Source organism: Nonomuraea soli (assembly GCF_013761175.1).
In the GTDB taxonomy this organism is placed as follows: domain Bacteria; phylum Actinomycetota; class Actinomycetes; order Streptosporangiales; family Streptosporangiaceae; genus Nonomuraea; species Nonomuraea soli.
Genome location: NZ_JACDUR010000003.1, coordinates 943,858 through 963,386 on the forward strand (window position 1 = coordinate 943,858; position 19,529 = coordinate 963,386).

Here is a 19,529-nt window from a genome sequence, read left to right on the forward strand (position 1 = left end):
AGTACCGATACGTGCGAATCACCGTCCTCGCCCTGGCTGCCCTGTTCCTTGCCGGATGCTCCGGGGAAGAGCAGGCACCCGCTCAGCTCAAGCCGCTCTCTCTGGCCGAGCAGGCCTCGACCGTGGTCAAGTCCGACGACGGCTACGTCGTCAACTGGGCCGGCGTGCTCTCCAACGACAATCCCTGGCACTTCGGCGAGCACGTGGTGGCCACGGTCGTAGGCCGTGACTCCAAGGGCGCCGAGGTGGTCCGCATGGACCAGCCGCTCGACGCCGTGCCGCCGGGCGGCAGGCTGGCCTTCACCGGCCAGGCCGTGGCCGACGGCAAGCCCGCCAAGGTGACCATCGAGCACCGGCCGGCGCAGTGGCGCCAGGCCGCGCGCGTGGTCTCGGCGTTCAAGCCGTTCCGCACCTCGCGAGTGCAGTCGCTGCGTCAGAAGGACGGCAGCTACCTGGTCATGGGCACGGTCGCCAACCCGTACCGGCTGCCGGCCAGCAGCCTGGTGGTCAGCGCCCTGCTGCGCGACTCGGCGGGCAAGCTGCTGGGTGGCGGCAGCGCCTTCGTCGACGACGTGAAGACGGGCACGACGCCGCGCTTCATCCTCACCGTGGACGGCGTGCCGTCGAGCGCCAAGGTCGCCAGGACCGAGACCGTGGTGCGGACGTGGGGTTCTACCGCCCGGCCCTACGAGGAGCTGGCGCTGGGTGGCGCGGTGCCGGTGCACACCGTCAAGCCGACCACCGAGCCGTTCCTGCGCGATCGTGCGCGCCAGGCCATGCCGGGGGACGAGCACTAGAGCACTGGCGGCGCCTGCTCGTGAGCAGGCGCCGCACTTTTTGCGATCGTTTTTCGGCATCTCCGATAAAGCATCAACAATTCTCTGGACTCGGGCCGAAAGTCCCGCATGTCCTGGATGGGAAATCCCTCGCGAATAACCTGAACTCCTCGGGAATTCGCGCGGAAAGGGTAGAACTGCAAGTTACCAATCCATTACCTTCGGTCACATGAATGACCGCGTCCTGGTCGAGGCCCTGCGCGGCCGTGACCCCGGAGCCCTCGCCGCCCTCTACGACTCCCACGCAGAAAGCGTCTACCGATACTGCTGGAGTCTGCTGGCCAGCGCCGACAGCGCCCAGGTAGCCCTGCGCGACACTCTGATCGCGGCCGAGGCCCACATCGAGCGGCTGGGCGACCCCGACAGGCTGGGGGCGTGGTTGTACGCGCTGGCCCGGGTGGAATGCCTGCGCCGGCGGCCTGCCGTACAGCCTGACGAGAACGCGGCGCACCCGCCGGAGCTCGACGACCCCGACGACGCGGACCTGCGGATCATGGCCTGGAACGCGGTGCGCAGCCTGCCCGCCGAGGACCGCGAGATCCTGGAGTTGTCGACCACCCACCGCCTGCCGCTCCCCGACGTGGCCGCGGTGCTCGGCGTGCCGGTGCGCCACCTGGAGACCGACCTCGACGACGCCCGCGAACGCCTGCGCGACGCGATCACCGCCGAGATCCTGGCCCGCAAGGGCCCCTACGACTGCCCCAGGCGCGCGCTGATCCTGTCGGGCTTCTCCGGCGAGCTGACCGGTCAGATGCGCGACCACCTCGTCCGGCACCTGATCCGGTGCGAGGTCTGCGCCCCGCACCGGCTGCGCCAGGTGTCGGCGGCCAAGGTGTTCGAGCTGCTGCCCGCCGTCGGGCTGCCCGAGTCGCTGCGAGTGCGGGTGCTGAGCTGCTTCGCCGACCCCGAGCTGGTGCCCTACCGCCGCTACGTGGCCCGCCGGTCGGCCACCCTGGACGCCGCCGGATTTCCCAGCCCGTCGGGCAGGAAGGTTCGCCGGTGGCCTCAGGCGCTTGCTGGGGCGCTGGCCGGATTAGCCGCGGTGGTCGCGATCGCGAGTGTCTTCCACTACTTCGGCTCGGAGCCCGGCGTGCCGGGTGTGGCGGCGGGCAGGCTCGGCCCGATCGGTGAGTCGCCGGGCCTGCTGCTTCCCTGGCATCCCGAACCCACCCAGGACGACCTCGTCGTCGCCCCGATCCTCGACAGCAGGAGCACCCAGCCGCTCCTCCAGGCGCCGCCGTACGGCGGGGGCCCTGGCGTGGGCGTGATCGCCCGCCCCGGCAGCGGAAGCCCGGCCCAGCAGCCGACCAAGGCCCCGCGGCCCACCGCTGGACCGACCGCCGGGTCCACGACCACGCCGCCCGCCGCTCCGCCTCCCGTCGACACCGCCCCTGACGACCAGCCGAGCCGTGACCACCACGACAGGCCGGGCCGCGACGACGACTGCCCGCCCGGCAAGGGGCCGGGCAAGCCCCCGGCGACGACGCCTCCCGCCCAGACCCCGCCGCCGAAGACCACGCCGCCCGCCACCCCGCCCGCCACCCCGCCCCCGGCCACCACGCCTCCGGCGTCGCCGCCGCCCGCCGGCACCCCGTCCCAGACCCCGCCTGCCCAGGAGCCCACGCAGGAGCCGGCGCCCACCGCCGGCAAGGCCGCCTGACCGGCCGTGGAGGCCTTCGAGGTCAGGGGCATCAAGGTCCTGCCGCGGGCGGTGTGTGAGGAACTGGCCGAGTTGGTCCCGCGCAGCCAGCGGGCGGGCTGGCCGACCTGGCTGGACCCCGGCCCGCGCATGCTGCGCGACATCCTGGAGCTGTCGAGACTGCAGACCGCGCGCGGCCTGGCCGTCCTGTCGTGGCTGGCCGTCGCCGAGGCGCCTGGCGACCTCGAATGGCTCTGGCCGTCGCGGCGGCTGACCGGCGTGCGCCAGGAGCGCATGTACGGCGCGGCGGCCGCGGTGCCCGACTCGGTGCTCGCCCTCGTCGTCGCCAACTGGACGTGGTCCCTGGCCACCCGCCACGGCGGCCGGGTGATCGCGCCCTACCTGGCCGAGACCGCCTACCCGCGCGACGGCCACCAGGCGGCGCACGCCGCGATGACCCTCTACCAGACCTACGAGCGCCACCCCGAGGCCCGCGCCGCGATCGCGGCGGCCTGGGCGGCGGCGAAGGTGGGCGCCGACTGGTGCAAGGCGGCCGAGCTGCACGCCTCCTACGGCAGTCCCGCGCCGGTGTTCACCTATCCGCGTGGCGCGGTTCCACCGCCCCTGGGTGTCCGACCCTGGCTGGAACGCCTCTTTCGCCTGCGATGATTACGTTACGTGAGTTTCATGTGTGCTCTGCGTGACGACTGGGAATTGTGGTAACCATGAGCCCGATCAGAGCCGGATTCCTGGTGGCCTGTCTGCTCGTGACCACGTGTTCGCCGGCCGCAGCGAAGCCGGGCCCCTCCGCCGACGAGGTCGCCGACGCCCGCCAGGAGGTACGACAGCGCACCAAGGAGCTGGGAACCGCCGCCGCCCGCCTCGCGGCGGCCCAGGCCCGGCTCGACACGCTCGCCGCCGCCGCCGAGCGCCAGGTGGAGGCCTACAACGGCGAGAAGGTACGGCTCGCGCGAGCCGAGCAGACGCATCGCGACGCCCTGGCCAGGATGGCCGCCGCCGAGCAGCGCGTGATGGGCGCGCAGGCCGACGTGGCGGAGATCGCCGCCCAGACCTACGGCGGCTTCGACGTGCGCAGCCCGATCCTCGGCATGATCGGCAACGACGACTTCCTGCACCGCGTGAGCGTGCTCCAGCAGATGGGCGGCGAACGAGGGCTGATCCTCGACCGCAGCCGCGACATGCGCACCGTGGCCACGATCCTGCGCGAGCACGCCGAGCAGGCCTTCCGCGACCAGCAAGAGGCCGCGCGGCGGGCCGAGGCGGCCAAGCTCGCCGCGGAGAAGGCCGTCGCCGAGCAGCAGCGGGAGACGCGCCAACTGGTGACCGTCAAGCGAGGGCTCGAATCCGAGCTCGACTCCGCGCGCAGCCAGGCCGAACGGCTGGCCAGGGCGAGGCAGGCGGCCCTGGAACGCTCCACATACGCCCGCTACTCGCTGGCCACGGGTTCGAGCAGGGGCGACGCGGCGGCGAACTGGGCGCTCAGCCAGCTCGGCAAGCCGTACGTGTGGGCGGCCGACGGCCCGTCGAGCTACGACTGCTCGGGGCTGACCATGCGGGCCTGGGAGAGGGCCGGTATCAGGCTGGACCACTGGACGGGCACCCAGTGGACCTCGGGGCCGCACGTGCCGATCAGCCAGTTGCGCCGCGGCGACCTGCTGTTCTTCGGCTACGTCAGCAGCGACCCCGGGACCATCCACCACGTCGGGATGTACATCGGCAAGGGCCTGATGGTGCACGCCCCGCAGACGGGAGACGTGGTCCGCGTCGCCTCGATGTGGCGACGCGACCTCGTCGGTGCTACACGACCGGCGGGCTAGTGGTGGTGCCCGCCCTGCTCCTTCAGCCGCTCGAAGGAACGCACGACCTCGGCCTCGGCCTCGACCCTGCCCACCCAGTTGGCGCCCTCGACGGACTTGCCGGGCTCCAGGTCCTTGTAGACCTCGAAGAAGTGCTGGATCTCCAGGCGGTCGAACTCCGGCACGTGGTGGATGTCGCGGATGTGCTCCATGCGTGGGTCGGTGGCAGGGACGCACAGGACCTTGTCGTCACCGCCCGCCTCGTCGGTCATGCGGAACATGCCGACCGCGCGGCAGGTGATGTAGCAACCCGGGAAGGTCGGCTCCTGCAGCAACACCAGGGCGTCGAGCGGGTCGCCGTCCTCGCCGAGGGTGTTCTCGATGAAGCCGTAGTCGGCGGGGTACTGGGTGGAGGTGAACAGCAGCCGGTCGAGCCTGATCTTGCCGGTCTCGTGGTCCACTTCGTACTTGTTCCGCTGTCCCTTCGGAATCTCAACGACGACGTCGAACTCCACGACGCTTCCTCCACTCGACCCCCCGGGCACTGCCTGAGGGGCGTTAATGTCTCGTAGGCGAACACAGTAGGGAGAGCTGGATGCGTGAGCGTTGGGTGGCGTTGACCACACTCGCCATGCTCCAGGTCGCGACCATCGGCGCGGGCACCTACGCGGTGACGCACGAAGACTTCAACCTGGCGGCGATGACCGAGCAGGCGCCCGTCCGGCCGGAGCCGGTGGCCTCCCCCTCTGTCGCGCCCGTCATCACCTCAGGGCCTGTGCTGGCCGCGGGCGGTAACGGAACTCTCCCGACTAAGAGTACTTTGGCCAGCCAACTCTCCAGCGCGCTGGGTGACAAAGCCCTCGGGTCGAGCGTGGGCGCCGTGGTGATCGACGTGGCCTCCGGGCAGCAGATCTTCGCCAAGAACGCCGCCACCGGAATCACACCCGCCTCCACGACGAAGATCGTGACGAGCACCGCCGCGCTGGCCTCGCTCGGCCCCGACACCCGCCTGACCACCCGCGTCGTGCAGGGTGCCACGAAGAACTCGATCGTGCTGGTCGGCGGCGGTGACCCGACCCTGGCAGGGCCCAGCGCCAAGGCGGGCGCCTACCCGAAGCAGGCCTCCATGGCGCAACTGGCCCAGCGCACCGCCACCGCGCTGAAGGAGCAGGGCGTCACCAAGGTCGGCCTGAGCTTCGACGACTCGCTCTTCACCGGCCCGTCGTCCGGCCCTGGCTGGAAGCCCGGTTACATCCCCGACGGCAACGTCGCCCCGGTGTCCGCGCTGATGATCGACTCGGGCAAGGCCAACCCGTCGATGTCGCGCCCCAGGGTGAACGACCCCGCCAGCCACGCCGCGACCGCCTTCGGCAAACTGCTCAGGCGGTACGGCGTGAGCGTGACGGGCAAGATCGCCTCCGCCGCGGCGCCGGCCGGATCGCCCGAGCTCGCCCAGGTCCAGTCGGAACCCGTCTACGCCCTGGTCGAGCGGGCGCTGACGCTCAGCGACAACGACCTGTCCGAGGCGCTCGCCAGGCACATCGCCCTCAAGGAAGGACTGCCGGGCTCCTTCGACGGCGGCTCGCAGGCCGTGCTGAAGGTGATGCAGCGCCTCGGCATGGCCAAGGGCATCGCGGTCTCCGACGGCAGCGGCCTGTCCACCCGCAACCGCATCAGCGCCGACGCGCTGGCACGGCTCGTGGCGCTGGCCTCCTCGCCGCAGCACCCCGAACTCCACGCCGTCGTCTCCGGCATGCCGATCGCCGGCTTCTCCGGCACGCTCGGCAACGGCAGGCGCTTCACCGCCAAGGACGCCCGCACCGAAGCGGGCCTCGTGCGCGCCAAGACCGGCACGCTCAACAACGTCAACACCCTCGCGGGCTTCGCCACCACCCGGGAGGGGCGGCTGGTCAGCTTCGCCTTCCTCGCCGACAAGGTTCCGCTCAACGCAGAACCCGTTCTCGATCGGCTGGCCGCCATCGTCGCGCGCTCCTGAGCGAGCACGTACGGTGGACGGTATGCAGGTGATCGACTGGGATCTGGCCGTCGCTACCGGAACGCGCCTGGTCCGCCCAGGCCCCCAGGTAAGCCGCGAAGAGGCCAGGCAAGCCGTTTCCGAGCTGCGCACCCTCTCGCGCGAGGCCGAAGGCCACGTCCGGGAGTTCACGCAGATCCACACCGAGACCCCACCGCAGCCCGCCACCATCGTCGACCGGCCAGGATGGATCAAGGCCAACGTCGAGGGCTTCCGCGTGGTGCTGGAACCCCTGACCGAGCGGATGTCGGAGCGCCAGAACCAGACGCCCGCCATCGTCACCGCGGTCGGCTCGCGCATCACCGGCGTCGAGGTGGGCGCCGTGCTGGCCTACCTGGCGACCCGCGTGCTGGGGCAGTACGAACTGTTCCTGCCGCCCGACCCCAGCGGCCAGGAGGCGGTCGGCCGCCTCACGCTGGTCGCCCCCAACATCGTCAACGCCGAGCGCGAGCTCAACGTCCACCCGCGTGACTTCCGGCTGTGGGTCTGCCTGCACGAGGAGACCCACCGCGTGCAGTTCACCGGCGTGCCGTGGCTGCGCGAATACGTGCGCGGGCAGATGACCGAGTTCCTGCTCGCCTCCGATCTCGACCTGCCGACGCTCATGGAACGGCTGCGCCAGGCCGCCGACACCGTGGCCGACGTGGTCCTGCGCGAAGGCGACGGCAACCTCATCGAGGCCATCCAGACCCCCGAGCAGAAGGCCATCCTCGACCGGCTCACCGCCGTGATGACCCTCGTCGAGGGCCACGGCGACTTCGTGATGGACGCGGTCGGCCCGGCCGTCGTGCCGTCCGTGGTCGACATCAGGGCCAAGTTCCAGCAGCGCCGCGCGGCGGGCGGGCGGTTCGACCGCACCATCAAGCGGCTGCTGGGCCTGGAGCTCAAGATGAAGCAGTACGCCCAGGGTTCGGCCTTCGTCACCGCCGTGGTCGACAAGGTCGGCATGGAGGGCTTCAACCGGATCTGGACCTCGCCGGAGACCCTCCCGACCCTCGACGAGATCGCCGACCCCGACTCCTGGTGCCGCCGGGTTCTGGGGAGCGACGCCCTGCCTGCGTAGCAGGTCGCTGCGGGCACAATGGCTGCCATGGGTCCGCATCCTGCCGTCGCCGAGGTCCGCCGCGCCGTACGCGAGGCGCTGGCGGATCTCGGATCCGGCTCGCTCGTGCTCGTCGCGTGCAGCGGCGGGGCCGACTCACTCGCGCTGGCCGCGGCGCTTGGCTTCGTCGCCCCGCGTGCGGGGTTGCGCGCGGGGCTGCTCACCGTCGACCACGGGCTCCAGGAGGGCTCGGCCGCCCAGGCCCGCACAGTCGCCACCCTCGCCACCGCCCCAGCCCCCCGCCCGGCCCGCCCTGCGCACATCGCAGCGCCCTTCGCTCGCGACACGGCCCGTGCCGCCTCCTCCGCCCCCGGCCCTCACGACCTCGACCCCGGGGCGCCCGACGCCTCCGGCACCGGCGGCAATCTCGCCCCTGGGCTCGGGCTCGACTTCGCCGAGGTGCTGACCGTCACCGTCGGCGCCGGCGGCGGGCCCGAGGCCGCTGCGCGCGAGGCCCGCTACGCCGCCCTCGGCGAGGCGTGCGAGCGGCTCGGCGCAGCCGCGGTCCTGCTCGGACACACTCGCGACGACCAGGCGGAGACGGTCCTGCTCGGCCTGGCCAGGGGGAGCGGGCTGAGGTCGCTGTCGGGCATGTCGGGTACGGCAGGCCGCTACCGCCGCCCCCTCCTCGACCTCCCCAGGCGGACCACCGTCGCCGCCTGCCAGGCCCTGGGCCTGCGCCCGTGGGACGACCCCCACAACCGCGACCTCCGCTACACGAGGGTCCGGGTGCGCACCGCCGTCCTGCCGCTCCTGGAGCGCGAACTCGGCCCGGGAGTCGCCGAGGCTCTCGCCAGAACCGCCGACCTCGCCCGCGCCGACGCGGACGCGCTCGACGGGTGGGCCTCGAAGGCCTACGCGGATTGCGCTCTAAGCGATATCCCCGAGGCCGTGACGCTTGCCGTACCGGCTCTGGAGGCCCTGCCGGAGGCGGTCCGCACCCGCGTCCTGCGGCGGGCCGCGCTGCGCGCCGGTTCGCCCTCCTCGGCGCTCACGGCGGGCCACGTGCGCGCCGTCGACCGCCTCATCACGGCCTGGCACGGGCAGAAGGCCGTTGACCTGCCCGGGGGTCTGTGTGCCCTGCGACGGTATGGCACCCTGGTGTTCCAGTCTTAAGCCGACCGAAGGAATCCCAGGTGCACGCAGCCGACATGGGCAAGGACCTCGAAAAGGTCCTCATCCCGGAGGACGAGCTCCAGGCCAAGATCAAGGAGCTCGCGGCCCGGATCGACGCCGACTACGCCGGCAAGGACCTGCTGCTTGTGGGCGTGTTGAAGGGCGCGGTCATGGTGATGGCCGACCTGGCCAGAGCCCTGAGAAACCAGGTCCAGATGGACTGGATGGCCGTCTCCTCCTACGGGGCGGGCACCAAGTCCTCGGGCGTCGTGCGGGTCCTGAAGGACCTCGACACCGACATCATGGGCCGCCACGTGCTCATCGTCGAAGACATCATCGACTCAGGCCTGACGCTCGACTGGCTGATCAACAACCTCAAGGGCCGCAACCCCGCGTCGCTGGAGATCTGCACCGCGCTGCGCAAGCCCGACGCCGTGAAGGTGCCGATCGACGTCAAGTACGTCGGCTTCGACATCCCCAACGAGTTCGTGATCGGCTACGGTCTCGACTACGCCGAGCGCTACCGCAACCTGCCCTTCATCGGCACGCTGGCCCCCCACGTCTATAACGGCCAATAGTTCAGGGAACATTGGGCAACCTGACGTACGTTGGTAGGGCAAGGCCGGTGGCGCGGGCAGTGACCCTGTGCGCTCTACCGGTGTACCGTCTGACACTTAGAGGCTTCGCCTCCGGGTAGTTCAGATAGCAGCGGCATCCGCCGCGCCCCCGGGTCACCGAGGGTTTCAGGCCTTGGTCAGGAAGGGACGGGCCCGCAAGGGGTTCCGCATCGGATGGATCTCAAGCGATTTACACGTGGGCCACTGCTGTGGATCCTGGGCATCGTCGTGCTGCTCCTGCTCGTGACCTCGCTGTGGAGCAGCGACGGGAACTTCAAGCAGGCGGACACGTCGACGGCTCTCAAGCAGATCCAAGACGGCAACGTCAGCGTGGCGAAGATCATCGACAAGGATCAGCGCATGGAGCTGACCTTGACGACTCCCATACAGGTCAAGCCGGGCGACGCCGACACCAACCGCATCCAGGCCTCCTGGATCACCGGCCAGGGTCCGGCGCTGATCCAGGAGCTGCAGAAGCAGGAAGACGCGGGCAAGACCAAGAGCTTCACGGTCGACGTGCCGCAGGAGAACGTCCTGGTCGGCCTGCTGCTCAGCTTCCTGCCGATGGTCATCATCATCCTGCTGTTCCTGTTCATCATGAACCAGATGCAGGGCGGCGGCAGCCGCGTGATGAACTTCGGCAAGTCCAAGGCGAAGCTCATCACCAAGGACACCCCGAAGACCACCTTCGCCGACGTCGCGGGCGCCGACGAGGCCATCGAGGAGCTCCAGGAGATCAAGGAGTTCCTTCAGGCCCCGGCCAAGTTCCAGGCGATCGGCGCCAAGATCCCCAAGGGTGTGCTGCTGTACGGCCCGCCCGGCACCGGCAAGACCCTGCTCGCCCGCGCGGTCGCGGGTGAGGCGGGCGTGCCGTTCTACTCGATCTCCGGTTCCGACTTCGTCGAGATGTTCGTCGGCGTCGGCGCCAGCCGCGTGCGCGACCTGTTCGAACAGGCCAAGGCGAACGCCCCGGCGATCATCTTCATCGACGAGATCGACGCCGTCGGCCGCCACCGCGGCGCCGGCCTGGGCGGCGGTCACGACGAGCGCGAGCAGACGCTGAACCAGCTGCTCGTCGAGATGGACGGCTTCGACGTCAAGGGCGGCGTGATCCTCATCGCCGCGACGAACCGCCCCGACATCCTCGACCCGGCGCTCCTGCGCCCGGGCCGCTTCGACCGTCAGGTCACCGTCGACCGTCCCGACCTCGAGGGCCGCAAGGGCATCCTGCGCGTCCACGGCCGGGGCAAGCCGTTCGACCAGACCGTCGACCTCGACGTCATCGCCCGCCGTACCCCCGGGTTCACGGGCGCCGACCTGGCCAACGTGATCAACGAGGCGGCGCTGCTCACCGCGCGCGCCGACCAGAAGCTGATCTCGATGGAGGTCCTCGAGGAGTCGATCGACCGCGTCATGGCAGGCCCGGAGCGCAAGACCCGGGTCATGTCCGACAAGGAAAAGAAGATGATCGCCTACCACGAGGGCGGTCACGCGCTCGTGGCGCACGCGCTACCCAACGCCGACCCGGTCCACAAGATCACGATCCTGTCGCGCGGCCGCGCCCTGGGTTACACCATGACGCTGCCGATGGAGGACAAGTTCCTCGCGACCCGCTCGGAGATGATGGACCAGCTCGCGATGCTGCTGGGCGGACGCGCGGCGGAGGAGCTCATCTTCCACGAGCCCACCACCGGCGCCTCCAACGACATCGAGAAGGCCACCTCCATCGCCCGCCGCATGGTGACCGAGTACGGCATGAGCGAGCAGCTCGGCGCCCGCAAGTTCGGCTCCGGCAACGGCGAGGTCTTCCTCGGCCGCGAGATGGGTCACGAGCGCGACTACTCCGAGAAGATCGCCTCGACGATCGACGAGGAAGTGCGCCGGATGATCGAGACCGCTCACGACGCGGCGTGGGACATCCTCGTCGAATACCGTGACGTGCTCGACAACCTGGTGCTGGAGCTCATGGAGAAGGAGACCCTCTCCCGCGAGCAGGTCCTCCAGGTCTTCGCCCCGGTCGTCGTGCGCGAGCACCGCCCGTCCTACGCCGGCTACGGCAAGCGCCTGCCCTCCGAGCGGCCCCCGGTGCTGACCCCGAAGGAGCAGTCCGGCAACGGCTCGCTCGCCTCGGGGCACCCCAAGGCCATCCAGCCCGGAGACGGCGCGTGACCGTCGACCAGGCCCGCATCGAGAAGGCCGTCCGCGAGATCCTCGTCGCCATCGGCGAGGACCCCGACCGTGACGGCCTGCTCGACACCCCGTCCCGCGTGGCCCGCGCGATGGCGGAGCAGTACTCCGGGCTGCACCAGGCTCCGGAAGACGTCCTGACCAAGGTCTTCGACGTCGACCACGACGAGATGGTGCTCGTGCGCGACATCGAGGTGTACTCCACCTGCGAACACCACCTCGTTCCCTTCCACGGCGTGGCCCACGTGGGCTACATCCCCAACGAGAAGGGGCAGGTGACCGGGCTGTCCAAGCTCGCCCGCCTCGTCGACGTCTACGCTCGCAGGCCGCAGGTCCAGGAGCGCATGACCTCGCAGATCGCCGACGCGCTCATGCGGGTGCTGGAGCCCCGCGGCGTGATCGTGGTCGTGGAGGCGGAGCACCTGTGCATGACGATGCGGGGGGTGCGCAAGCCGGGTGCCAAGACGCTCACGTCGGCGGTGCGCGGCGACTTCCGCAACAGCGACAAGACGCGGGCCGAGGCCATGGCGCTGATCCTGGGCCGCTGAGACACGGCTTCGCACGGCTCGTCCAAGGGGCTCCCCACCCGGGAGCCCCTTCGCCGTCCCCGCCCCAGATCCGGTGCTTTCCCAGGCTCGGTGTCGGCCCTAGGCTCGGCGTCGGCCCTAGGCTCGGCGTCGGTCCCAGGCTCGGCGTCCACCCCAGATCCGGCGTCCGCCCTCGGCGCGGCGTCGGCTGTGGCCGGGCTGGCGGTGGCGCTGTTGAGTTGTCCACAACCGGGACCCGTGGCACGTGGTGCCCAGCCGCAACGCCTAGGCTTGGTCACATGATGAGCGTGCCCGGACTGCCAGCCGAGGATCGGTGTCTCGTCATGGGCGTGGTCAACGTCACCCCCGACTCCTTCTCCGACGGCGGCCTCTGGTTCGACGAGGAGACGGCCGTGCGCCACGGCTTCGAGCTGGTCGCCGAGGGCGCCGACATCGTCGACGTGGGAGGCGAGTCCACGCGCCCGGGCGCTGCGCGGGTGTCGCTCGACGAGGAGCTCGCCAGGGTCGTCCCGGTGATCTCCAGGCTCAGTGCCGAGGGTGTCGCGGTGAGCGTCGACACGATGCGCGCCGAGGTCGCCAGGGCCGCGGTCGAGGCGGGCGCCAGGCTCGTCAACGACGTGAGCGGCGGCCTGGCCGATCCCGACATGCCGCGCGTGGTGGCCGACACCGGCGTGCCGTACGTCGTCATGCACTGGCGCGGACACAGCCACAGCATGGACAGCCGGGCGATCTACGACGACGTGGTGGGCGAGGTGCGCGAGGAGCTGGCCAAGCGGGTCGCCATGGTGCTCGCGGAAGGCGTCTCGGAAAGCCAGATCATCCTCGATCCGGGCCTGGGATTCGCCAAGACGGCGGAGCACAATTGGGCAGTGCTGGCCGGAATGGACCGGCTGCTGGAGTTGGGATATCCGGTGCTGATCGGCGCCTCGCGCAAGCGCTTCCTCGGTAGGCTCCTGGCCGACCCCGATGGCACGCCGCGGTCGTTCGACCGCAGCGATGCCGCCACGGTCGCCGTCTCCGCGCTCGCCGCCCGCAGCGGCGCGTGGTGCGTGCGGGTGCACGAGGTGGGCCCGAACGCCGACGCCGTCCGCGTGGCCGCGGCCTGGCGGCGGGCGGCAGAAGATCAACCGGTCGGAAACGTTGGAGGCAGTACGTGAGCAAGGCGGCCAGATGAGCGTGGACACCACGGCGATCGAGACGGTCAACCAGGCCTTCTACACCGCCATCGAGAACGCCGACCTCGACAAGATGACCGAGGTCTGGGCGGAGGATTCGGCGGAAGGCCAGGTGACCTGCGTGCACCCTGGGTGGACCCTGCTCGCGGGCCGCTCCGAGGTGCTCCGCTCGTGGGCGCTGATCATGGCGAACACCACCTACATCCAGTTCGTCCTCACCGACGTCAAGACCAGCGTGCTGGGCGACATGGCGGTGCTGACGTGCGTGGAGAACATCCTGACCGCGGGCGACGAGGGTGAGTCCAGCTTCGCCGCGGGCAAGGTGGTGGCCAGCAACGTCTACATCCGCACCCCGGAGGGCTGGCGGTTGTGGATGCATCACGGCTCGCCCGTGCTGCAGAACGACGACGAGGAAGATGAAGACGAGTGACCCTTGATCGAGTCTCGGTGACGGGCCTGCGGGCCCGTGGCCGCCACGGGGTCTTCCAGGCCGAGCGTGACCTGGGGCAGGAGTTCGTCGTCGATGCGACCCTCTTCCTCGACACGCGCCCGGCGGCGGCCGGCGACGACCTGACCCAGACGGTCCACTACGGCGAGCTGTCCGAGGCGCTGGTGAAGGTGGTGGAGGGCGATCCGGTCAACCTGGTCGAGACGCTCGCCCAGCGCCTGGCCGACGTCTGCCTCGACAACGACCTGGTGCGTGAGGTGGAGATCAGCGTGCACAAGCCCGCCGCTCCCATCCCGTTGCCCTTCGACGATGTGATCGTGACGATCAGGCGGAGCCGCGCATGAAAGCAGTCCTTGCCCTCGGAAGCAATCTCGGCCGCCGGTTCCAGACGTTGCAGGGCGCGGTCGACGCGCTGTTCGACGCGCCGGGCCTCGACTACATCGCGGTCTCGCCGGTCTACGAGACCGATCCGGTCGGCGGCCCCGACGACCAGCGTCCTTACCTGAACGCCATCGTCATCGCCGACACCACGGTCGACGCCTACACGCTGCTGGAGCGGGCGCAGAGCATCGAGACCGCGTTCGGCAGGGTGCGCGAGGAGCGGTGGGGGCCGCGCACGCTCGACGTCGACCTGATCGCCGTGGGCGACCTGGTCTGCGGCGACGACCCGCAGCTGACGCTGCCGCATCCGCGCGCCCACGAGCGGGCGTTCGTCCTGGTGCCGTGGTCGCAGGTCGACCCCGATGCCGAGATCCCCGGACACGGGCCGATCCAGACGCTGCTCGACGGCCTCGACCAGCAGGGCGTACGGCTGCGCGGCGACCTCAAGCTGCAGGGGCCCGCTTGAGGCCGGTCAAGCCCTGGCACCTCGTCGGTGTCGTCGTCATCGTGGCGCTGCTCACCTTGATCCTGGTGCGGCAGTTCTACTCCTCGCTGCCGCTCGTGCCGTGGACCGCGATCCCGACGCTCCTCCTGCTGGCCATCGGTGAGCTGATCACCGGCAATTCCACGAAGGCCAGGATCGAGCGCAGGCCCGACACCAAGCCGGTGGAGCCGCTGGCCGTGGTCAGGCTGACGGCGCTGGCCAAGGCCTCGGCGTACGGCGGGGCGTTGATCGCCGGGGTGTTCGCCGGGTTCGCCCTGCACACCGTGCAGCTGCTCAGCCAGGACACGCCGCGCGGCGAGTTCTTCGTCACGGCGGGTTCTTTCGCGGCGTCCGTGGTGCTGATCTGCGCCGCGCTCTACCTCGAACACTGCTGCAAGGTGCCCAAGCAGCCAGGGGAGGAACGCGGCCAGGTGTGAGGTCAGCGCATCGTGTGGCGGTTGGGGAGCAGCGGGGTGAGCTGCTGGATGTCCCAGCGTGCCCGCAGCTCGACGATCGCGTTCTGGTCGGGCGGGCCGCCCCGTCCGATCACGTCGGCCAGTTCTCTCAGGTAGTGCTCGTGCCCGGTCGGTGAGACCACGAACAACATGCGCGCCGGCGTGGTGCCCGGGTTGGTGAAGGCGTGCGGGGTGCCCGGCGGGACGAACATCGAGCTCCCCGGCCCGCCTCGATACACCTTCTGGCCGCTCTGCGACTCCCAGGTGAGCCAGTCGCCCGAGGCCTCGCCTCTGGGGTGGAAGGCCAGCAGGTCGAGCTCGCCGTCGAGGACGTAGAAGAACTCCTCGGCCTCGGTGTGCAGGTGCGCTCCGACGTCGAAGCCGGGTTGCACGGTCGCCTCGAACACCGACCAGACGGCCGAGTGTTCGCTTCCGGCCTTCAGCGTCATCCCCGCCGACGGGATCGGCGATCCCTGTCCCGGGGGCAGCAGCAGTCCGTCGCTCATCGGGTCCATCCCTTCAGCCAGGTCTCCAGGGTCATCAGTTCGGGGTGGACCGCGCGCAGGCTGTCGATGTCGGGCGGCGGGGTCTCCCGCGTGTCCATCCACTCGAACGTTCTGGCCACCTCGGGGTCGAAGGCCCGCAGCTGTTCGATCGGCACCTGCTGGAAGCGGGCGGGCAGTCCGGTGGCCCGGCCGAAGGCCTCGGCGATCTGCTCTCCGGTGAGCCGGTCGCCGGCGAGCTCGATGCTGTCGCCGGCGTACTCCGTCGAGAACGTGAGTGCCCTGGCCGCGAAGGCGCCGATGTCGTCGACGGCGATCAGGTTCATCTGTTTGGTGGGCCGGATCGCCAGGTTCACCACGATCTCGTCGCCGGTCACGACGGGCCGGGTGAGCGTGGTGAAGTTCTCCATGAACGACCCGGGCCGCAACATCGTGAAGCGGAGTCCCGAAGTCCTGATGTGCGCCTCGATGCGCCCTTTGCTCTCGTAGTAGGGGATGCCGGTCGGTTCGTCGACCCCGGCCAGCGAGGAGTACACCAGGTGGTCAACGCCGCTCTCCGCGGCCAGGTCGACCACGAGTCTGCCGCGCCGCTCCTCGGCCGCGACCCCCTCGGCGGTGATCCTGGGCCCGGTCATCATGGTCAGCGCCAGGAACACTCCCGACGCTCCGTCGAGTGCCGCCCGCACGCTCTGCACGTCGTCCAGGTCGCCAAGGGCCAGCGAAGCTCCCGCTTCACGCAACGCCCGCGCCGCGGGCGCCTCGAGGTCACGCACGAAGGCCCGTACGGCCCTGCCACGCCGCAGCAGCTGACGGGCCGCGGCTCCACCCTGCTGACCGGTCGCCCCGATCACTAAGACTGGCTTGCTCATCTCGCACCTCTCAGGTCATCTCTCACGGATTTCGAGAGTAAGGAGAGCCGCTCTCGCATCTCTCAGATCGCCTCTCGCTGATCTCGAGAGTACGGAGATCCTCCGGGCTGTTCCTGGTAGCGCTACTGCTAGCCTGCGATCACTCGAGCGCCCAGTCAGGGGGTCAGGCCCGTGAGCGACGCAAGCGCGCGACGTGCGGAACTGGCGGCCTTCCTGCGCGCCCGCCGCGCGAAGTTGCAGCCCTCCGACGTCGGCCTCATCACCGACGCGTACGGCACGCGGCGCACGCCCGGCCTGAGGCGCGAGGAGGTCGCCGAGCTGGCCGGGGTCAGCCTGACCTGGTACACGTGGCTGGAGCAGGGCCGCGACATCTCCACCTCGGCCCAGGTGATCGACGCCCTGGCCCGTGCGCTCCTGCTCGACGCCGACGACAGGCGGCACCTGCGAGCCCTGGCCGACCTGCCCGCGCCCGACGCCGAGCCCGCGGAGCCGTCCGAGGTTCCACGGCCCCGGCTGCAGCGCCTCGTCGACGCCGCCATGCCGAACGTGGCCTGCGTCTACGACGCCCACCTCGACTACCTGGCGTGGAACGCCGCCTACGCCAAGGTCCGGCACGACCCGGCCACGCTGGCGCCGGGCAGGCGCAACCTGCTGTGGTTCATGTTCGCCGAGGCAGGTGAGCGTGCCCGCCTGGCGCGCTGGGAGCCTGCGGCGCGCGCCGTGCTGTCGCAGTTCCGCGCCTCCGCCGACCTGCATCCGCGCGGCTCCCAGCTCGTCGAGGAGCTGTCGGAGGCCAGCGCCGAGTTCCGCGCCTGGTGGGCCGAGTACCCGGTGCGCTCGTTCCGCCCGGCGACGATCCAGGTGCGCCATCCGGGCGTCGGGGAGATCAGCCTGGAGATGTTCCAGCTGCGCCTCGTCGAGGATCCCGACCTGCTGATGGTGCTGCAGGTACCGGCCGGCGAGCGGGATCGTGACCGGGTCGCGGCGCTGCTGGGGCTCGCCTGACGACGAGCGGGGGAGCGGCGCTGACGGAACTTCAGGAAACGGGAGCCTTCTCCCTGGCGGCCCGCCGTCGCGTGAACAGCGCGATCACCGGCACCGTGCAGATGAGCGGTCCGAGGATGGCGATGGGCCGTTCCAGCCACCAGTACAGGTCGGGCGGCGTGTGCGCCCCTGGACGGCCGAGCAGTGCCCACGAGATGCCCAGCGCGATCGCCATCCCGGTGGTGTGGAAGAGGAACAGCGGCAGCGCGTAGCGGTTGATGGTCGAGTTGACCTTCTTCCACCTGGGCCGCTGCAGCACGCGCTCCATGGTCGGGCGCAGCACCTCCACCAGCCCGATCTGGAAGACCAGCAGGCAGACGATGACGAAGGTGGGCGGCGCCATGTTCGACCACTTGTCGCCCGGCACCCCCACCATGGAGCCCGGGTAGATGCCGGAGTACACCAGCCCGACGAGCCCGAACAGCCCGGTCCACAGGATCGCGAAGTCGTAGCGTCTGGGCAGCACCACGATCCGCTGGTAGAAGAAGCCCGCCTGGTGGGCCAGGCCCCACACCAGGATCATGTTGAGCCATCCCACCCACTCCACGCCGTAGCGCAGCCGTACGACGTCGACCACGAGCGAGGCGCCGCCCAGCCAGATGAGCGCCAGCACGTCGTAGCGCCGGTGCAGCCACAGCGCGACGGGCAGCAGCGCCACCAGGGCGATGTAGACCGCCATGAACCACAGCGGGCTGAGGATGAGCAGCACGACCAGGGGCATCCACGTCACGTCGAAGACGATGGTGACGATCACGCCGATGGTGATCCACGCGGCCGACAGGACGAGGGCGGGCACGGCCAGCGCGCGGATGCGCCGCCACACGAACGAGCCGATGCCGACGCCGCGGGCGCAGGCCCGGTCCCACGACAGCAGGTGCACGTAGCCGCCGACGTAGAAGAAGAGCGGCAGCACCTGCAGCAGCCAGGTGAGGATCCACAGCCCGGAGGTGAAGCCGAGCGGGCTGGTCGGCATGGGCCCTTCGGGTGTCCACTGCAGGATGGTGAAGGCCCAGTGCCAGACGACCACCACGATGAGGCTGAGCGCGCGCAGCCAGTCGACGTACGGGTCACGCGGTGTCGGAGAGCTCACTTGTCGATGTCACCCACGACGAAGAACATCGAGCCGAGGATGGCCACCATGTCGGCGACCAGGTGGCCGGGCAGCATCTCGCGGAGAACCTGCACGTTGTTGTACGAGGCGGCGCGCAGCTTCATCCGCCACGGCGTCTTGTCTCCCTTGGAGACCAGGTAGTAGCCGTTGATGCCCAGGGGGTTCTCTGTCCAGGCGTAGGTGTGGCCCTCGGGCACCTTCAGCACCTTGGGCAGGCGCTGGTTGATCGGCCCCGGCGGCAGTTCGCGCAGCCGTTCGACGCAGCGTTCTGCCAGGTCGAGCGAGACCAGCAGCTGCTCGTAGAGCACTTCGAAGCGGGCGTGGCAGTCGCCGGCGGTGCGGGTGACGACCTTGACGGGCAGCTCGTTGTAGGCCAGGTACGGCTGGTCGCGGCGCAGGTCGAAGTCGACGCCGGAGGCGCGGGCGATCGGGCCGCTGACGCCGTACTGCATGATCTGCTCGCGGGTGAGGATCCCGACGCCCCTGGTGCGGGCCAGGAAGATCTCGTTGCCGAGGATGAGCCCCTCGATGTCGGGTACGCGCCGCCGTACCTCTGCCAGGGTCTGGGAGACGCGGTCGAGCCAGCCTTCCGGCAGTTCCTCCTTGAGGCCGCCGACGCGGTTGAACATGTAGTGCATGCGCCCGCCGGAGATCTCCTCCATGACGGCCTGGATGCGCTCGCGCTCGTTGAAGGCGTAGAAGATGGCGGTGATGGCGCCGAGCTCCAGCGGGTAGGAGCCGAGGAACATCAGGTGGGACAGCATGCGGTTGAGCTCGGCCAGCAGCGTGCGCGACCACACGGCGCGCGGCGGCACCTCCATGCCCAGCAGGCGTTCGGCGGCCAGCACCACGCCGAGTTCGTTGGCGAAGCCCGACAGCCAGTCGTGGCGGTTGGCGAGCATGATGATCTGGCGGTAGTCGCGGACCTCGAAGAGCTTCTCGGCGCCGCGGTGCATGTAGCCGATGATCGGTTCGGCGCTGGAGATGCGCTCGCCGTCGAGGGTCAGCTTGAGGCGCAGCACTCCGTGCGTGGACGGGTGCTGGGGGCCGATGTTGAGGACCATGTCCTCGGTGGCGAGCTCCTTGCCCACCTCGGCGGCGCCCGCTCCGATGCCCACCACCCGTTCTGTCATAGGCCCATGCTGCCACCCACACAACGGGT

The 19,529-nt window shown here is 70.2% G+C and carries 21 protein-coding genes; 16 read left to right on the forward strand and 5 right to left on the reverse strand.

Features of this window, described 5'->3' with window-relative positions; translation table 11 throughout:
- Window positions 1-11 precede the first annotated feature (11 nt).
- The 4 genes from HNR30_RS17360 to HNR30_RS17375 all read left to right on the forward strand — a co-directional run bounded on the left by HNR30_RS17360 (window position 12) and on the right by HNR30_RS17375 (window position 4,313).
- Entirely contained in the window at window positions 12-797 is a 786-nt protein-coding gene (locus HNR30_RS17360; protein WP_312894462.1) for a hypothetical protein, read from the forward strand.
- Between the two features lie 208 nt (window positions 798-1,005).
- The gene (locus HNR30_RS17365) at window positions 1,006-2,496 is read left to right on the forward strand and encodes an RNA polymerase sigma factor (RefSeq protein ID WP_181610866.1); all 1,491 of its coding nucleotides are present in this window, start codon (window positions 1,006-1,008) and stop codon (window positions 2,494-2,496) included.
- Between the two features lie 6 nt (window positions 2,497-2,502).
- Window positions 2,503-3,144 carry a hypothetical protein gene (locus HNR30_RS17370; RefSeq protein ID WP_181610867.1) on the forward strand — a complete coding sequence of 214 codons (642 nt, stop codon included), beginning with the start codon at window positions 2,503-2,505 and terminating at the stop codon, window positions 3,142-3,144.
- A gap of 56 nt (window positions 3,145-3,200) precedes the next feature.
- A complete protein-coding gene (locus HNR30_RS17375; protein WP_181610868.1) occupies window positions 3,201-4,313 on the forward strand; it encodes a C40 family peptidase in 1,113 nt (370 codons plus the stop codon).
- Here the strand turns inward: HNR30_RS17375 and HNR30_RS17380 are convergent.
- Complete coding sequence (locus HNR30_RS17380) at window positions 4,310-4,807, reverse strand: inorganic diphosphatase (RefSeq protein ID WP_181610869.1); 498 nt, start codon at window positions 4,805-4,807, stop codon at window positions 4,310-4,312. The two genes, HNR30_RS17375 and HNR30_RS17380, sit on opposite strands and share 4 nt — an antisense overlap.
- 80 nt (window positions 4,808-4,887) lie before the next feature.
- Between HNR30_RS17380 and dacB the strand changes: the two genes are divergently transcribed.
- The 11 genes from dacB (at window position 4,888) to HNR30_RS17435 (ending at window position 14,822) form a co-directional block, all read left to right on the forward strand.
- Window positions 4,888-6,288, forward strand: coding sequence for a D-alanyl-D-alanine carboxypeptidase/D-alanyl-D-alanine endopeptidase (gene dacB, locus HNR30_RS17385; protein WP_181610870.1), 1,401 nt, complete (start codon window positions 4,888-4,890; stop codon window positions 6,286-6,288).
- A gap of 22 nt (window positions 6,289-6,310) precedes the next feature.
- Complete coding sequence (locus HNR30_RS17390) at window positions 6,311-7,390, forward strand: Rv3626c family coenzyme F420 biosynthesis-associated protein (RefSeq protein ID WP_181610871.1); 1,080 nt, start codon at window positions 6,311-6,313, stop codon at window positions 7,388-7,390.
- An 18-nt stretch (window positions 7,391-7,408) separates the two neighbouring features.
- Complete coding sequence (gene tilS / locus HNR30_RS50760; protein ID WP_425569715.1) at window positions 7,409-8,545, forward strand: tRNA lysidine(34) synthetase TilS; 1,137 nt, start codon at window positions 7,409-7,411, stop codon at window positions 8,543-8,545.
- A 35-nt stretch (window positions 8,546-8,580) separates the two neighbouring features.
- Window positions 8,581-9,123, forward strand: coding sequence for a hypoxanthine phosphoribosyltransferase (gene hpt, locus HNR30_RS17400; RefSeq protein WP_220133742.1), 543 nt, complete (start codon window positions 8,581-8,583; stop codon window positions 9,121-9,123).
- 213 nt (window positions 9,124-9,336) lie between these two features.
- Window positions 9,337-11,331 carry an ATP-dependent zinc metalloprotease FtsH gene (gene ftsH, locus HNR30_RS17405; RefSeq protein ID WP_181610874.1) on the forward strand — a complete coding sequence of 665 codons (1,995 nt, stop codon included), beginning with the start codon at window positions 9,337-9,339 and terminating at the stop codon, window positions 11,329-11,331.
- Window positions 11,328-11,897 (forward strand): GTP cyclohydrolase I FolE, encoded by a 570-nt coding sequence (gene folE / locus HNR30_RS17410; protein WP_181610875.1) that lies wholly within the window; start codon window positions 11,328-11,330, stop codon window positions 11,895-11,897. The genes ftsH and folE overlap by 4 nt, the downstream gene beginning before the upstream one ends.
- 278 nt (window positions 11,898-12,175) lie before the next feature.
- On the forward strand, window positions 12,176-13,054 hold the full coding sequence (folP, locus tag HNR30_RS17415) for a dihydropteroate synthase (protein WP_446685827.1): 879 nt from the start codon (window positions 12,176-12,178) through the stop codon (window positions 13,052-13,054).
- Between the two features lie 13 nt (window positions 13,055-13,067).
- Window positions 13,068-13,502, forward strand: coding sequence for a nuclear transport factor 2 family protein (locus HNR30_RS17420; RefSeq protein WP_181610876.1), 435 nt, complete (start codon window positions 13,068-13,070; stop codon window positions 13,500-13,502).
- Window positions 13,499-13,864 carry a dihydroneopterin aldolase gene (folB, locus tag HNR30_RS17425; RefSeq protein ID WP_181610877.1) on the forward strand — a complete coding sequence of 122 codons (366 nt, stop codon included), beginning with the start codon at window positions 13,499-13,501 and terminating at the stop codon, window positions 13,862-13,864. The genes HNR30_RS17420 and folB overlap by 4 nt, the downstream gene beginning before the upstream one ends.
- Entirely contained in the window at window positions 13,861-14,367 is a 507-nt protein-coding gene (gene folK / locus HNR30_RS17430; RefSeq protein WP_181610878.1) for a 2-amino-4-hydroxy-6-hydroxymethyldihydropteridine diphosphokinase, read from the forward strand. The genes folB and folK overlap by 4 nt, the downstream gene beginning before the upstream one ends.
- Window positions 14,364-14,822, forward strand: coding sequence for a DUF3180 domain-containing protein (locus HNR30_RS17435; protein ID WP_181610879.1), 459 nt, complete (start codon window positions 14,364-14,366; stop codon window positions 14,820-14,822). The genes folK and HNR30_RS17435 overlap by 4 nt, the downstream gene beginning before the upstream one ends.
- A gap of 2 nt (window positions 14,823-14,824) precedes the next feature.
- Here HNR30_RS17435 and HNR30_RS17440 read toward each other — a convergent pair whose 3' ends face one another.
- A complete protein-coding gene (locus HNR30_RS17440; RefSeq protein WP_220133622.1) occupies window positions 14,825-15,346 on the reverse strand; it encodes a cupin domain-containing protein in 522 nt (173 codons plus the stop codon).
- Window positions 15,343-16,212: an NmrA/HSCARG family protein gene (locus HNR30_RS17445; protein ID WP_181610881.1), complete on the reverse strand. Its 870-nt coding sequence runs from the start codon at window positions 16,210-16,212 to the stop codon at window positions 15,343-15,345. The genes HNR30_RS17440 and HNR30_RS17445 overlap by 4 nt, the downstream gene beginning before the upstream one ends.
- Window positions 16,213-16,383: 171 nt before the next feature.
- On the opposite strand from HNR30_RS17445, the gene HNR30_RS17450 reads away from it, so the two are divergent.
- Window positions 16,384-17,217 (forward strand): helix-turn-helix transcriptional regulator, encoded by an 834-nt coding sequence (locus HNR30_RS17450; RefSeq protein WP_181610882.1) that lies wholly within the window; start codon window positions 16,384-16,386, stop codon window positions 17,215-17,217.
- Window positions 17,218-17,248: 31 nt separating this feature from the next.
- Here the strand turns inward: HNR30_RS17450 and HNR30_RS17455 are convergent, their stop codons facing one another.
- The gene (locus HNR30_RS17455; protein ID WP_220133623.1) at window positions 17,249-18,346 is read right to left on the reverse strand and encodes an acyltransferase family protein; all 1,098 of its coding nucleotides are present in this window, start codon (window positions 18,344-18,346) and stop codon (window positions 17,249-17,251) included.
- Window positions 18,343-19,500, reverse strand: a complete 1,158-nt coding sequence (locus HNR30_RS17460) for an NADH-quinone oxidoreductase subunit D (protein WP_181610883.1) — start codon at window positions 19,498-19,500, stop codon at window positions 18,343-18,345. The genes HNR30_RS17455 and HNR30_RS17460 overlap by 4 nt, the downstream gene beginning before the upstream one ends.
- Window positions 19,501-19,529 lie beyond the last annotated feature (29 nt).

Excerpts from the sequence above, each read along its gene's own strand:
- HNR30_RS17365 (WP_181610866.1), top strand. The coding sequence starts at position 1,006 with ATGAATGACCGCGTCCTGGTCGAGGCCCTGCGCGGCCGTGACCCCGGA.
- HNR30_RS17375 (WP_181610868.1), top strand. The coding sequence starts at position 3,201 with ATGAGCCCGATCAGAGCCGGATTCCTGGTGGCCTGTCTGCTCGTGACC.
- dacB (WP_181610870.1), top strand. The coding sequence starts at position 4,888 with ATGCGTGAGCGTTGGGTGGCGTTGACCACACTCGCCATGCTCCAGGTC.
- HNR30_RS17390 (WP_181610871.1), top strand. The coding sequence starts at position 6,311 with ATGCAGGTGATCGACTGGGATCTGGCCGTCGCTACCGGAACGCGCCTG.
- tilS (WP_425569715.1), top strand. The coding sequence starts at position 7,409 with ATGGCTGCCATGGGTCCGCATCCTGCCGTCGCCGAGGTCCGCCGCGCC.
- hpt (WP_220133742.1), top strand. The coding sequence starts at position 8,581 with ATGGGCAAGGACCTCGAAAAGGTCCTCATCCCGGAGGACGAGCTCCAG.
- ftsH (WP_181610874.1), top strand. The coding sequence starts at position 9,337 with ATGGATCTCAAGCGATTTACACGTGGGCCACTGCTGTGGATCCTGGGC.
- folP (WP_446685827.1), top strand. The coding sequence starts at position 12,176 with ATGATGAGCGTGCCCGGACTGCCAGCCGAGGATCGGTGTCTCGTCATG.
- HNR30_RS17420 (WP_181610876.1), top strand. The coding sequence starts at position 13,068 with ATGAGCGTGGACACCACGGCGATCGAGACGGTCAACCAGGCCTTCTAC.
- folK (WP_181610878.1), top strand. The coding sequence starts at position 13,861 with ATGAAAGCAGTCCTTGCCCTCGGAAGCAATCTCGGCCGCCGGTTCCAG.
- HNR30_RS17440 (WP_220133622.1), bottom strand. The coding sequence starts at position 15,346 with ATGAGCGACGGACTGCTGCTGCCCCCGGGACAGGGATCGCCGATCCCG.
- HNR30_RS17445 (WP_181610881.1), bottom strand. The coding sequence starts at position 16,212 with ATGAGCAAGCCAGTCTTAGTGATCGGGGCGACCGGTCAGCAGGGTGGA.
- HNR30_RS17460 (WP_181610883.1), bottom strand. The coding sequence starts at position 19,500 with ATGACAGAACGGGTGGTGGGCATCGGAGCGGGCGCCGCCGAGGTGGGC.